Here is a 13,529-nt window from a genome sequence, read left to right as displayed (position 1 = left end):
GGGGGGAGCCGGGGGCGCGGTGGCGCGCACCCCGGCCTGGCCCGTCAGACCTCTTCGACGCTGCTCGGCTCCCGCCGGGACAGGTCGATGCCGAGTTCCTCCGCGGCGCGGAAGACATCCTCGTCGGTGTCACGCATCTCGATGGACATGCCGTCCGAGGACAGCACCTCCACGTTCAGGCAGAGCGACTGCATTTCCTTGATGAGCACCTTGAAGGACTCGGGGATCCCGGGCTCCGGAATGTTCTCGCCCTTGACGATCGCCTCGTAGACCTTGACGCGGCCGGTGACGTCGTCGGACTTGATGGTCAGCAGCTCCTGGAGCGCGTAGGCGGCGCCGTACGCCTCCAGCGCCCACACCTCCATCTCGCCGAACCGCTGACCGCCGAACTGCGCCTTACCGCCCAGCGGCTGCTGGGTGATCATCGAGTACGGGCCGGTGGAACGGGCGTGGAGCTTGTCGTCCACCAGGTGGTGCAGCTTCAGGATGTACATGTACCCGACGGAGATCGGGTCCGGGAACGGCTCGCCGGAGCGGCCGTCGTAGAGCCGCGCCTTGCCGGAGGGCAGGACCAGGCGGTCACCGTCGCGGTTGGGGATGGTGGAGCCGAAGAGCCCCGCCAGCTCGTCCTCGCGGGCGCCGTCGAAGACCGGCGTCGCCACGTTGGTGCCCGGGTCGACGTCGTCGGCGCCGATGGAGGCGAGTCGCTGCTGCCACTCCTCCTCCAGGCCCTCGACCTTCCAGCCCTGGGAGGCCAGCCAGCCGAGGTGGATCTCCAGCACCTGGCCCGGGTTCATCCGGGAGGGGACGCCCAGCGGGTTCAGGATGATGTCGACCGGGGTGCCGTCCTCCATGAACGGCATGTCCTCGACCGGCAGGATCTTGGAGATGACGCCCTTGTTGCCGTGGCGGCCGGCGAGCTTGTCGCCGTCGGTGATCTTGCGCTTCTGCGCGACGTAGACCCGCACCAGCTGGTTGACGCCGGGGGGCAGCTCGTCGCCCTCCTCGCGGTCGAAGACGCGGACGCCGATGACCTTGCCGGTCTCGCCGTGCGGCACCTTCAGCGAGGTGTCACGGACCTCGCGGGCCTTCTCACCGAAGATCGCGCGCAGCAGCCGCTCCTCCGGGGTCAGCTCGGTCTCGCCCTTGGGGGTGACCTTGCCGACCAGGATGTCGCCGGCCTCGACCTCGGCGCCGATCCTGATGATGCCCCGGTCGTCGAGGTCCGCGAGGACCTCCTCGGAGACGTTGGGGATGTCGCGGGTGATCTCCTCCGGGCCCAGCTTGGTGTCCCGGGCGTCGACCTCGTGCTCCTCGATGTGGATCGAGGAGAGGACGTCGTCCTGCACCAGACGCTGGGAGAGGATGATCGCGTCCTCGTAGTTGTAGCCCTCCCACGGCATGAACGCGACCAGCAGGTTCTTGCCGAGCGCCATCTCGCCGGCCTCGGTGGACGGGCCGTCGGCGATCACCTGGCCGGTGATCACGCGGTCGCCCTCCTCGACCAGGACCTTCTGGTTGAACGAGGTGCCCTGGTTGGAGCGGTGGAACTTCGCCAGCCTGTGGGTGACGTGCGTGCCGTCGTCGTTCTGCACCGAGATGTAGTCGGCGGAGACGTCCGAGATCACGCCGTCCTTCTCGGCCTTGATCACGTCGCCGGCGTCCACCGCGGAGCGGTACTCCATGCCGGTGCCGACCAGCGGGGACTCCGCCTGGAGCAGCGGCACGGCCTGGCGCATCATGTTGGAACCCATGAGCGCGCGGTTGGCGTCGTCGTGCTCAAGGAAGGGGATCATGGCCGTGGCGACCGACACCATCTGGCGCGGCGAGACGTCCATGTAGTCGACCTCGGTGCCGGCCACGTAGTCGATCTCGCCACCGCGGCGGCGGACCAGCACGCGGGACTCGGCGAAGCGGTACTCGTCCGTCAGCGGCGCGTTGGCCTGCGCGATGACGAAGCGGTCCTCCTCGTCGGCGGTCAGGTAGTCGACCGCGTCGGTGACGACGCCCTCGGTGACCCTGCGGTACGGGGTCTCGACGAAGCCGAACGCGTTCAGCCGGCCGAAGGCGGCCAGCGAACCGATCAGACCGATGTTCGGACCCTCGGGGGTCTCGATCGGGCACATGCGGCCGTAGTGCGAGGGGTGCACGTCGCGGACCTCAAGGCCGGCCCGCTCACGGCTGAGGCCACCGGGGCCCAGCGAGTTCAGGCGGCGCTTGTGGGTCAGACCGGAGAGCGGGTTGGTCTGGTCCATGAACTGCGACAGCTGGCTGGTGCCGAAGAACTCCTTGATGGAGGCGACGACCGGCCGGATGTTGATCAGGGTCTGCGGCGTGATCGCCTCGACGTCCTGGGTGGTCATCCGCTCGCGGACGACCCGCTCCATCCTGGCCAGACCCGTGCGGACCTGGTTCTGGATGAGCTCGCCGACGTTGCGCAGGCGCCGGTTGCCGAAGTGGTCGATGTCGTCGGTCTCCACCACGATGGTCTGACCGCCGGTGACGACCGTCTCGGTCTCGCCCGCGTGCAGCCGCACCAGGTACTTGATGGTGGCGACGATGTCCTCGACGGTGAGCACGCCGGCGTCCAGCGGCTCGTCACCGCCCAGCTTCTTGTTGATCTTGTAGCGGCCGACCTTGGCCAGGTCGTAGCGCTTGGGGTTGAAGTAGAGGTTCTCCAGGAGGGTCTGCGCGGCCTCGCGGGTCGGCGGCTCGCCCGGGCGGAGCTTGCGGTAGATGTCGAGCAGCGCGTCGTCCTGCCCCTGGGTGTGGTCCTTCTCCAGGGTGGCGCGCATGGACTCGTACTCGCCGAACTCCTCCAGGATCTGGTCGGAGGTCCAGCCCAGGGCCTTCAGCAGCACGGTGACCGACTGCTTGCGCTTGCGGTCGACCCGCACGCCGACCATGTCGCGCTTGTCGATCTCCATCTCCAGCCAGGCACCCCGGGAGGGGATGATCTTGGCGGAGAAGAGGTCCTTGTCCGAGGTCTTGTCGATGCTGCTGTCGAAGTAGACGCCCGGGGACCGCACCAGCTGCGAGACGACCACGCGCTCGGTGCCGTTGATGCAGAACGTGCCCTTGTCGGTCATCAGCGGGAAGTCACCCATGAAGACCGTCTGCGACTTGATCTCGCCGGTCTCGTTGTTGGTGAACTCCGCCGTGACGAACAGCGGGGCGGCGTAGGTGAAGTCGCGTTCCTTGCACTCGTCGATCGAGTTCTTCGGGGGCTCGAAGCGGTGGTCGCGGAACGTCAGGGACATCGAGCCGGAGAAGTCCTCGATCGGGGAGATCTCCTCGAAGATCTCCTCCAGACCCGACTTCGTCGGAACCTTCTGTCCACTCTCCAGCGCGGCCTCGACGCGGGCCTTCCAGGCGTCATTGCCGAGCAGCCAGTCGAAGCTCTCGGTCTGCAGCGCAAGGAGATTGGGAACCTCTAGCGGCTCCTTGATCTTCGCGAAAGAGACACGCAGCGGTGCCGTGCTGGTGCCGTTGTTCTGGTGGTTCGTCGAGGCGTTGCGCGAGGCGGCCAAGAGGGGGTCCTTCCGAGGGCTCGGACTCTCTGCGCGCGTGCCGGCCCCCAAGGTGACGGGCAGGAGGCAGCTAGGCAGCGCAAAGGGTCAGTGTAGCCACAAGACCCACTGATGTCCAACGCCCCTACCTGTCAAACGAGGAGCCACCCTCATCCTTCTTCTTCCGCACCGCCGCCGGCCGCCTCGAAGGCCGGCAACGAACCCGTCTGCCGCATCACTTCCCGCCTCGCCACGGTTCCATGCCTCGGATCACGGATCGATCGGCGCGCGACCAGAGAATCGCGCGAGTGCCGCGGTTCGTCAAGGCCCCTACTCCACCGCCACCCGTCACGGGCATCACCCGGTGGAAGCCGAAGATCACCATACCCGTCGCGACGCCTCGGGCAAGGAGGCGTTCCGGACGAACGCCAGAGGGCGACCACCCGTGCGGGTGGTCGCCCCTGGTAGGACCCTCGAAGAGGGAGGAGGAGTGAGTGACGCGGGGGTCACTTCACCTCGACGGAGGCGCCAGCGCCCTCCAGCGTCTCCTTGGCCTTCTCAGCGGCCTCCTTGCTGACCTTCTCCACGACGGCCTTCGGGGTGTTGTCCACCAGCTCCTTGGCCTCCTTCAGACCCAGGGAGGTCAGCTCGCGCACGACCTTGATCACCTGGATCTTCTTGTCGCCCGCACCGGTCAGGACGACGTCGAACTCGTCCTGCTCCGGCTCGGCCTCGGCGGCGGCACCCGCGCCACCCGGGGCGGCGACGACGGCGGCCGGGGCGGCGGCCTCGACGTCGAACTTGTCCTCGAACTTCTTCACGAAGTCGGCAAGCTCGATGAGGGTCATCTCGGCGAACTGCTCAAGCAGTTCGTCCTGGCTCAGCTTCGCCATGATGGCGTCCTTCCACTTGAGTCGGCTGTCGCCGGTTGAACGTGTGACGCGGGCGGGCCGCCCGCGAGCGAGGCCCCCCGGGGACGGGGAGACACGTGCTCCCCGTGGTTACTCCGGGGCGTCGGTGGCCGCCGGCGCGCCGGCACCACCCTGCTCGACCTTGTCGCGCAGCGCGTCCGCGGTGCGGACGAACTTCGTGAGCGGCGCCTCGAAGGTGGCGGCGGCCTTGGCCATCGACGCCTTCATGCCGCCCGCGAGCTTGGCGAGCAGAACCTCGCGCGACTCAAGGTCGGCGAGCTTGATGATCTCCTGGGCGTCGAGCGGCTTCCCGTCGAGGACACCGCCCTTGATGACCAGCGCCGGGTTGTTCTTGGCGAAGTCACGCAGGCCCTTCGCCACGTTGACCGGGTCACCGGTCACGAAGGCGACGGCCGTGGAGCCCTTGAGGTGCTCGTCCAGCCCGCTGACCCCGGCCTCGTTGGCCGCGATCTTGGTCAGCGTGTTCTTGGTCACGCGGTACTGGGCGTTCTCACCGAGCGTGCGACGCAGCTCCTTGAGCTGAGCCACGGTGAGCCCCGTGTAGGCGGTGACCACAGCCGCGTTGGACGCCTCGAAGCGCTGCTTGATGTCGGCGACGACCGCGCCCTTGTCGGAATCAGCCATAACCCCGGCCCTCCTTCCGGTTCTTCCGCAGGTGTACAGCAACCGCGGCAGAAGGGTCCGACAAACGAAAACGCCCTGGCGCAGGCGCTCAGGGCGGTCAACGCACGGAACGAGCCGTACGCGTACTTCCACGAAACACCTGCGCGGGTCGCCGCGTGAGCGGTCCTTCGGCCACCCCGAACCCTGGGGGCTCGCGGTGACAACCAGCGGTCTCTGGCTTTACGTGGAGAGTACGCGAGGCGCTCTCCGTCAGGCAAATCGGGTCCGGGGCCGCGCCCCGGGCGGCGTCAGAGCTCGGCGCCCATGTCGGCCAGCAGCTCCATGAAGTCCAGGACCCCGTCGGCCGGCGGGGCCTCGACGGCGACGTCGGTGTCGAAGTCCGAGTAGCGCACCTCGTACTCGACCGGGCCCTCGACGGTGTCGTAGCTCTGCCTGACCTGCACCGGCATGTCGTTCTCGTCGATCCAGACGTCGATGTCGTAGCTCTCGATGCCCTGCTGCTCCATCGCCGCCACCAGCTGCTCGACCTCGTCCTCGGTCAGCAGCTCGGTCACGCCGCCCTGGTCGCCGGCGACGGCGTCCTCGACGGTGACGTTCCCGGCGTAGTGGCGGGTCTCGACGCCGTCCAGCGACTCCTCGCCGACCTCCTCGATGCCCGGGGAGTTCAGCAGCAGGCCCATCTGCTGGGCGGGGTTCTGGTTGGTCGACTCCAGCCCCATGGTCATGGCGTCGGCCATGGCCGGGTCGCCGGCCTCACCCGCGATCTCCGCGACCGCGTCCAGGTCCATCGAGAGCCACTCGCGGCCGTCCATCTCGGCGCCGAACTCCGGACCCATGTGCATGTACATGACGTTGTCGATCCAGCGGACCGCGACCTCGTCCGGGGCGCCGGGGGTGCTCGCCAGCTCGCCACCGGAGGTCGTCATCTCCATGGTGAGCGTGGGGTCCCAACTCATCACGCCCTCAAGGGTCATCTGCCCGCCGGCCGCCTCCGGGGCGTTCATCTCGCCCTCGAACCTGGCGGAGCGCACGTCGGCCGTGTTCTCCGCCGCGGCCTGGAGCGCCTGGACGGTCTGCTCCCCGCCGCCACCGCCCTCGTTCTCCGAGGCGCCCTTGGAGGACTCCTCCTTGTCGTCACCGCCGCAGGCGGCGGTCCCCGCCAGCAGGGCCACCCCGGCGATGCCGGTGGCGACGCGGTAAGCGAAACGCATTGTTCCCCCAAAAGTGCGAAGACTGCGAACTGTTACTGCTCCCCCGGACCCCCACCCTAGGGAGCCGGCGACCGGACAAGAGACGTCCGCCCCGGTTCTGTGACAGAACCGGAACGGACGTCGGGGTCATGCACCGCGCGGCGTGCGCTCAGACGAGGGTGTCCTCGGTGAGCAGGTTCCGCGTGCGGTTGGGGTCGATCGGCACGCCGGGCCCCATGGTGGTGGAGACGACGGCCTTCTTCAGGTAACGCCCCTTCGCCGCGGACGGCTTGAGACGCATGACCTCCTCCAGCGCGGCGGCGTAGTTCTCCACCAGCTGCGCCTCCTCGAACGACACCTTGCCGATGACGAAGTGCAGGTTGGCGTGCTTGTCCACGCGGAACTCGATCTTGCCGCCCTTGATCTCGGTGACGGCCTTGGCGACGTCGGGGGTGACGGTGCCGGTCTTCGGGTTCGGCATCAGACCACGGGGGCCGAGCACCCGGCCGAGGCGGCCGACCTTGCCCATGAGGTCGGGGGTGGCCACGACGGCGTCGAAGTCCAGGCGCCCGCCGGCGACCTCGTCGATCAGCTCGTCCGAGCCGACGATGTCGGCTCCGGCGGCCTCGGCGGCTGCCGCACGGTCACCAGTGGCGAAGACCAGGACCCGGGCGGTCTTGCCGGTGCCGTGCGGCAGGTTGACGGTGCCGCGGACCATCTGGTCGGCCTTGCGGGGGTCGACACCCAGCCGCATGGCGATCTCGACGGTCGAGTCGAACTTGGCGGTCGCCGTCTCCTTGGCGAGCCGAACGGCCTCAAGCGGGCTGTAGACGCGGGTCTTGTCGACCTTGGCGTCCGCGCCACGGAGGCTCTTGCTGCGCTTCACTGCTGCTCCAGGGAAAGTCGTGTGGTGTGGAGTCGTGGTCCGGGCCAGCGCCTGGCCCTGCCACGGATCGAACGTGCGGTGCGTCAGCCCTCGACGGTGACGCCCATGGAACGCGCGGTGCCCGCGATGATCTTCGAGGCGGCGTCCAGGTCGTTGGCGTTGAGGTCGGGCATCTTGGTGGTGGCGATCTCGCGGACCTGGTCGGCCGTGATCTTGGCGACCTTGGTCTTGTGCGGCTCGCCCGAGCCCTTCTCCACACCGGCCGCCTTGAGGATCATCTTGGCGGCGGGCGGGGTCTTGGTGACGAAGGTGAAGGAACGGTCCTCGTAGACCGTGATCTCCACCGGGATCACCCAGCCACGCTGCGACTCGGTGGCCGCGTTGTAGGCCTTGCAGAACTCCATGATGTTGACACCGTGCTGGCCGAGCGCCGGACCCACGGGCGGCGCCGGGTTGGCCGCGCCGGCCTGGATCTGGAGCTTGATCAGCCCGGTGACCTTCTTCTTCTTGGGAGGCATGTGCTCTCTCCGGGTCCTTGACGAGAGGTGATCGGCCCACGGCCGCCGCCGTCGGAACGGGCCGGACCGGACAGACCGGCGGTGGGCATACCGCACCACGGTAGCGGGTGGCACCCCGGGCCCAAAATTCGGGCCCGCGCTCCCCCGACCTCCGACGTTCAGATGACGCGGAAGAGATCGGCGGCCGAGTGCACGTCGGTGAGGTCCTCGACGCGGCGCAGGTTGTCACACAGGGCGTGCAGCACCGAGTCCTCCCGCGCGACGTGCGGGGCGCCGACGGCGACCCCGAAGAGGCGGAAGCCGAGCCGACGCCTGGCCTCGCGCCAGTCGCGTTCCCACTCCTCGGTGACGGCGCACTCGTCGTCGGTGAGCAGCACGATGTCGCCGTGCGCGCGGCCCTCGTCGTCGTACTCCCGCTCCAGCACCTCGACGGCGGCGGTCAGCGGCGTCTCGTAGCTGGTGCCGCCCCCGAGGAAGGTCTCGGCGAACTCCACCACCAGGCCGGTGGCGCCCCCGGCGCCGGCCGGGAAGCGGAAGACCTCGACCTGGTCGGCGGCGGAGAAGACGATGCCGACGAAGTCGCGTCGGGCGTGCCGCGCCTGGTCCAGGAGCGCCAGGGCGCAGCCCTTGGCCCACGCCTCCCTGGTGACGCCGTCGGGCCCGGCCGCGTACATCGAGTGCGAGGTGTCGACGCAGGCGACGATCGCGCCCCGGCCGGTGGGCGCCTCGCCCCGCTGGTCGTAGAGCATGAGCTCGCCGGCGGCATACCGGGCGGCGAACACCGCGCGCAGCGCGGGCAGACCGAGGTGGGCCAGCTCGGAGGGGATGACGCGGGACAGGTCGTCGCCGAGCGTGACGCCGACCAGCTCGCCCGAGGCGTCGCGCACCCCGCGGGCGCGCTCGCCCTCGGCCATCCGCCGGAAGCGGCCGATCAGGTCGGCCCACCGCGCGAGCCGGCTGGTGCCGAGCCGCCCGGCGAGGCGGAGACGCTGGTCGAACGGCATCCGCTCCCGTTCCCCCGGCGCGACGCCCCAGGCCAGCATCAGCGCGGCCTCCTCGCGCGCCAGCGCGACGGCCCGCGCGGTCGCGGCGCGGGTGGCGGCGCGGACGCCGGGGGCCACCGCTTCGAGCGCCTGCGCGGCCCGGTGGGCAGCCTCACGGGAGGCGGCCTCGGCGGCCTCGGCCGCCCGGACGGCCCGCCCCACGGCGTCGTCCGCCGCGTCGCTCCCGTCCGCCGCGTCGGCGGCTTCGCGGAGGGCCTCGGCGACGGCGGTGGCCGCGTTCTCCGCGCTCCGCCCGGCCTCGCCCGCCCGCTCCGCCCAGCTCCTCGCCTGCCGGGTGTGCTCCAGCATCCGACGCAGCTCCGGCGCCAGCGCGAGCACGGCGAGCGCGGCGGCGTAGGGGTCGCCGGCCGTGGTCCGGCGCAGCTCGTCGAGGTCGGGCGCCTCCGTCAGCGCGGTGACGACCTGGTGGTTGACCCAGCGGGAGGGGTCCATCTCGGCCCGCCGGCGCGGCCTGGGCTCGCCGGCCTGGTACGCGGCGAGAAAGACGTCCGCCACCAGGTCGTCGGCGCCCTCGTGCCGTGCCCCCAGCTCCTCCGCCAGCTCGCGCAGCGCCGACGCGCGGGCACGGGTGTCGTGCCAGTTCATGAGGTCGAATCGGTCCGCGACCAGGCACGACGTGTGCCGCGGGACGGTGGTGGCGGAACGGGCCAGCCAGACCCCGTGACCGGCGTACGCGGCGGCCGGTGGCTCGTTCCCCCCTTCCGGCGCCCGACTCACGGCGTTTGTCCGACCCCCGGGAGCTGGTCCCGCACCATGCTGGTGTCCAGGCCGAGGGCCTCGGTGAGCACCCGGGCCCGGACGGCGTGCTGGCGCTCGGTGACCCGGTCGACGGTGGCGGTGGAACGGCCCGCGCGCTCGGCCTCCCCGCGCAGCCGCTCCAGGCGCTTCCCCGCGACGGCGAGCTTCTGGTGGGCGTCCCTGATCACCCACTCGCTCAGCGCCTCGCGGGACTGGCCGGCCATGGATTCGAGCCGGTTCTCCAACGCGTCGAGGGTGGCCGCCACGTCGAGCGCCTCCCTGGCGTCGGGGTTGACCAGCTGGAGCACCTCGCGCTCGACGACCGGGCGTTCGTCGGGGGCGTTCCACAACACGTGGGTCAGCACCGGGAGATCGGCCTCGGTGACCGTCGCGCGGCCGTCAAGACAGGCCGACGCCTGGAGGAGGCGCACCGCCTGCCGCCAGCGGCGGTCGGAGGCGACCAGCTCCGCGCGGCGCAGGGCGGCGCGCAGCGCGCAGACCGCGTCCACGACCGTGTCAGGGACCTCCACCTCCGGGACGGCCTCCGTCACGGCGTTCTGTAACGCGGCCAGTTCCACCGTGGTGCGCGCGGGTGGCGTCGGGCGGCTGACGGCGGAGCGGACCAGCGCGGCGAAGTTCGACGGCTCCTCCAGGTAGCCGACCTCGATCCGCACCAGCAGCCGGTCGTAGATCGCCGCGGCGTCGTCGCCGCCCGGCAGTTCGTTGCTCGCCGTGATGGCCGCGATCAGCGGGCAGCGGATCGGCTCGCCGCCGTTCTCCGGGTGGTAGATCCGCTCGTTGAGATAGCCCAGGGTCTCGTTCAGCGCCGCCGTCGAGCACTTGAAGATCTCGTCGATGAACGCGACATGCGCGGTGGTGGCGCGTCCCTCGTACACCTGGCGGTACTCGCCGCGGGCGAGCGCGGCGACGTCGATGGGGCCGAACATCCGTGTCGGGGCGGTGAACTTCGACAGCAGGATCTCCCAGTAGGAGGCCCCCTCCACCCGGCCGGTCAGCTCGCGGGCGAGCTCGGACTTCGCCGTCCCCGGCGGCCCGAGCAGCAGCGAGTGCTGCCCGGCGAGCAGCGCGACCACCAGCGTCCGTACGACGTCGTCCCGCTCGTAGAACCGGTCCGACAGCTCACCGGTGATCGCCCTCAGCCGCCTAGCCGTGTCCCGCGCGTCGTAAGTGCCGTCCCGCGCGTCCTGTGCGTCCAATGCCTCGACTCCAAGGGACGGGTGCCTCGCGGAACGGACGGGGCCCCGCGCGCTCCGACCCGGGGCGTGGACCCGGGTCGGAACGGCGTGGCGCCTAGTTCTTCTGAATCTGGTCGAAGCTCAGCTCGACCGGGGTCTCGCGGCCGAAGATCTCCACCAGGCCCTTGACCTTCTTGGAATCGGCGTTGATCTCGTTGATCGTGGCCTGGAGGGTGGCGAACGGGCCGTCGGTGACGGTGACCGAGTCGCCGACCTCGAAGTCCAGCACCTGCACCTCGACGCGGCGGCCGGAGCTGGGGGCGCCGCCCTCGGCCGCGGCCTCGGCGGCGGCCTGCTGCTCGACCTCGGGGGCGAGCATCTTGACGATCTCGTCGAGGGTCAGCGGGTACGGGTCGTAGGCGTTGCCGACGAAGCCGGTGACGCCCGGGGTGTTCCGCACGACGCCCCAGGACTCGTTGGTCAGGTCCATGCGGACCAGCACATAGCTGGGGAGCTTGTTCTGCTTGATGGTGCGGCGGTCGCCGTTCTTGATCTGGACGACCTCCTCCTGCGGCACCTCGACCTGGAAGATGTAGTCCTCGACGTTGAGCGAGACGGCGCGCTGTTCGAGGTTGGTCTTCACGCGGTTCTCGTAGCCCGCGTAGGTGTGGATCACGTACCACTCGCCGGGGAGGGTCCGCAGCTCCTCGCGGAGCGCGGCGACCGGGTCGACCGGCTCCGGGGCGGCCTCCGCCTCGGCGGGCTCGTCCTCGTCCGCGGGCGCCTCGGTGGGCTCGTCCGCGGGGTCATCGGCAGCCTCCGCCTGCTCGACATCGCCGGGCGCGGCGTCCGCCTCGACCTCGTCGCGGACCTCGTCGCGCACGGTGGCCTCGTCCTCGGTCTCGGGGGAGGCGTCGTTCAGGTTCGGGTCAGACACGGTAGCTGCTTCTTCCTGACTTTCGTTGCGAGGGATGGCACATCAGCCGAAGACGTACTCGATGACTCGGCTGAATCCCCAGTCAAGCACGGTCAGGATGCAGATGACGACGACGACGAAAACGATCACCGCTGTCGCGTAGGTCGCCAGCTGCTTGCGGGTGGGCCAGACGACCTTGCGCAGCTCGGCGACGACCTGCCGGTAGAAGAGCGCGAGCTTGCCCAGCGGACCCCTCTTGGCTCGCCGGCCGCGACGGCCGGCGCCGCCCTCGCCCCGGGGTTCCGGCGCCTCAACGGAGTCCGTGATCCCAGCCACTCGTCCTCACCCGATCCCGGTCATGGTCATAAGCCGCCCGGCCACCCGGACGGCTCTTTCACTTTCGTGCAGCAGGGCCGGAGGGACTTGAACCCCCAACCGCTGGTTTTGGAGACCAGTGCTCTACCAATTGAGCTACGACCCTTTACCGTGTGGCCCGGACAACCTACCGCATCCGGCGCCACCGCTGAGGAGTGTACGTGCTCAAAGGCCGGGCGTCGAACGGGAAGTACCGGGCGTTCCGGCGTGACGGGTGTGACGTATGGGGTCATCCCGCGCAACTCGCGTGCCGCCTCGCACAGCCGTCTGGAACGATGCACCCATGAGTGCCGCAACCCCACCCCCTGCCCAACCGCCCGTCGCGCCGCCGGCCCAGCGCCGGGTGTCCGCGCGGATCGGCGCCATCTCCGAGTCCGCGACGCTGGCCGTGACCGCCAAGGCCAAGGCGCTGCGCGCCGCCGGGCGGCCCGTGATCGGATTCGGTGCCGGCGAGCCGGACTTCCCGACCCCCGACTACATCGTCGCCGCGGCCGAGGCCGCCTGCCGGGAGCCGCGCTTCCACCGCTACACCCCGGCCGGTGGGCTGCCGGAGCTGAAGGACGCGGTCGCGGCCAAGACGCTGCGGGACTCCGGCTACCAGGTCGAGGCCGGCCAAGTGCTGATCACCAACGGCGGCAAGCAGGCGATCTACGAGGCGTTCGCCACCCTGCTCGACCCGGGTGACGAGGTGATCGTCCCCGCGCCGTACTGGACCACCTACCCGGAGTCGATCCGGCTGGCCGGCGGCGTGCCGGTCTTCGTCGACACGGACGAGACCAGCGGCTACCTGGCCACCGTCGAGCAGCTGGAGGCCGCTCGCACGCAGCGCACCAAGGTGCTGCTCTTCGTCTCGCCTTCCAACCCGACCGGCGCGATCTACTCCCCCGAGGAGACCCGCGCCATCGGCCAGTGGGCCGTCGACCACGACCTGTGGGTGCTCACCGACGAGATCTACGAACATCTGGTCTACGGGGACGCCCAGTTCAGCTCGCTGCCGACGCTGGTGCCCGAGCTGGCCGACCGCTGCGTGATCGTCAACGGCGTCGCCAAGACCTACGCCATGACCGGCTGGCGGGTGGGCTGGGTCGTCGGCCCGCGGGACGTGGTCAAGGCCGCGAGCAACCTCCAGTCGCACGCCACCTCCAACGTGAGCAACGTCGCCCAGGCCGCCGCGCTGGCCGCCGTCTCCGGCGACCTGGACGCGGTGGTCAGGATGCGCGAGGCGTTCGACCGGCGCCGCACCACCATCGTGCGGATGCTCAACGAGATCGAGGGCGTCGACTGCCCCGAGCCCAAGGGCGCGTTCTACGCCTACCCCTCGGTCAAGGCGCTGCTCGGCCGCGAGATCGGCGGCCAGCGCCCCTCCACCACGCTGGAGTTGGCGGAAGTCCTGCTGGAGAAGGCGGAGGTGGCCGTGGTGCCGGGTGAGGCGTTCGGCACGCCCGGCTATCTGCGGTTCTCCTACGCGCTGGGCGACGACGACCTGGTCGAGGGCGTCTCCCGCATCCAGAAGCTGCTGGCCGAGGCCCGCTGAGGCGTCGGCGGCGACACCGGGGTCGACCCGAACGCGGGTTCGGGTCG

At 70.2% G+C, this 13,529-nt stretch carries 11 protein-coding genes and 1 tRNA gene; 1 reads left to right on the top strand and 11 read right to left on the bottom strand.

The genetic code is table 11. From position 1 onward, the window contains the following. Window positions 1–44: 44 nt before the first annotated feature. The 11 genes from rpoB to FH715_RS15635 form a co-directional block, all read right to left on the bottom strand. Window positions 45–3,530, bottom strand: a complete 3,486-nt coding sequence (rpoB, locus tag FH715_RS15685; RefSeq protein ID WP_139645711.1) for a DNA-directed RNA polymerase subunit beta — start codon at window positions 3,528–3,530, stop codon at window positions 45–47. A 485-nt stretch (window positions 3,531–4,015) separates the two neighbouring features. Next, window positions 4,016–4,402, bottom strand: a complete 387-nt coding sequence (gene rplL, locus FH715_RS15680) for a 50S ribosomal protein L7/L12 (protein ID WP_139645709.1) — start codon at window positions 4,400–4,402, stop codon at window positions 4,016–4,018. A 108-nt stretch (window positions 4,403–4,510) separates the two neighbouring features. Continuing rightward, window positions 4,511–5,065 carry a 50S ribosomal protein L10 gene (rplJ, locus tag FH715_RS15675; protein WP_139645707.1) on the bottom strand — a complete coding sequence of 185 codons (555 nt, stop codon included), beginning with the start codon at window positions 5,063–5,065 and terminating at the stop codon, window positions 4,511–4,513. Window positions 5,066–5,352: 287 nt separating this feature from the next. Continuing rightward, entirely contained in the window at window positions 5,353–6,276 is a 924-nt protein-coding gene (locus tag FH715_RS15670; RefSeq protein WP_139645705.1) for an SCO4651 family lipoprotein, read from the bottom strand. Window positions 6,277–6,424: 148 nt separating this feature from the next. Next, window positions 6,425–7,141, bottom strand: coding sequence for a 50S ribosomal protein L1 (rplA, locus tag FH715_RS15665; protein WP_139645704.1), 717 nt, complete (start codon window positions 7,139–7,141; stop codon window positions 6,425–6,427). 83 nt (window positions 7,142–7,224) lie between these two features. After that, entirely contained in the window at window positions 7,225–7,659 is a 435-nt protein-coding gene (gene rplK, locus FH715_RS15660) for a 50S ribosomal protein L11 (RefSeq protein WP_139645701.1), read from the bottom strand. 158 nt (window positions 7,660–7,817) lie between these two features. Next, on the bottom strand, window positions 7,818–9,308 hold the full coding sequence (locus tag FH715_RS15655) for a VWA domain-containing protein (RefSeq protein WP_139645698.1): 1,491 nt from the start codon (window positions 9,306–9,308) through the stop codon (window positions 7,818–7,820). A 128-nt stretch (window positions 9,309–9,436) separates the two neighbouring features. Beyond that, window positions 9,437–10,678, bottom strand: coding sequence for an AAA family ATPase (locus FH715_RS15650; protein WP_139645696.1), 1,242 nt, complete (start codon window positions 10,676–10,678; stop codon window positions 9,437–9,439). A 94-nt stretch (window positions 10,679–10,772) separates the two neighbouring features. Next, window positions 10,773–11,594, bottom strand: coding sequence for a transcription termination/antitermination protein NusG (nusG, locus tag FH715_RS15645; RefSeq protein WP_139645694.1), 822 nt, complete (start codon window positions 11,592–11,594; stop codon window positions 10,773–10,775). A 42-nt stretch (window positions 11,595–11,636) separates the two neighbouring features. Continuing rightward, entirely contained in the window at window positions 11,637–11,900 is a 264-nt protein-coding gene (secE, locus tag FH715_RS15640) for a preprotein translocase subunit SecE (RefSeq protein WP_246108789.1), read from the bottom strand. 81 nt (window positions 11,901–11,981) lie between these two features. Further along, a tRNA-Trp gene (locus tag FH715_RS15635) sits at window positions 11,982–12,054 on the bottom strand. Between the two features lie 177 nt (window positions 12,055–12,231). Between FH715_RS15635 and FH715_RS15630 the strand changes: the two genes are divergently transcribed. Further along, window positions 12,232–13,482 (top strand): pyridoxal phosphate-dependent aminotransferase, encoded by a 1,251-nt coding sequence (locus FH715_RS15630; protein WP_139645690.1) that lies wholly within the window; start codon window positions 12,232–12,234, stop codon window positions 13,480–13,482. The last annotated feature ends 47 nt before the right edge of the window (window positions 13,483–13,529 follow it).

Source organism: Streptomyces sedi, assembly GCF_006335015.1.
GTDB classification, from domain to species: Bacteria; Actinomycetota; Actinomycetes; order Streptomycetales; family Streptomycetaceae; genus Streptomyces; species Streptomyces sedi.
The sequence above is the reverse complement of the archived record's forward strand: the minus strand, read 5'-3'. Positions and strand labels throughout refer to the sequence as shown.

Coding starts and splice junctions, on each gene's coding strand:
- rplL (WP_139645709.1), bottom strand. CDS start 4,402: ATGGCGAAGCTGAGCCAGGACGAACTGCTTGAGCAGTTCGCCGAGATG.
- rplJ (WP_139645707.1), bottom strand. CDS start 5,065: ATGGCTGATTCCGACAAGGGCGCGGTCGTCGCCGACATCAAGCAGCGC.
- rplK (WP_139645701.1), bottom strand. CDS start 7,659: ATGCCTCCCAAGAAGAAGAAGGTCACCGGGCTGATCAAGCTCCAGATC.
- FH715_RS15655 (WP_139645698.1), bottom strand. CDS start 9,308: ATGAACTGGCACGACACCCGTGCCCGCGCGTCGGCGCTGCGCGAGCTG.
- FH715_RS15630 (WP_139645690.1), top strand. CDS start 12,232: ATGAGTGCCGCAACCCCACCCCCTGCCCAACCGCCCGTCGCGCCGCCG.
- FH715_RS15670 (WP_139645705.1), bottom strand. CDS start 6,276: ATGCGTTTCGCTTACCGCGTCGCCACCGGCATCGCCGGGGTGGCCCTG.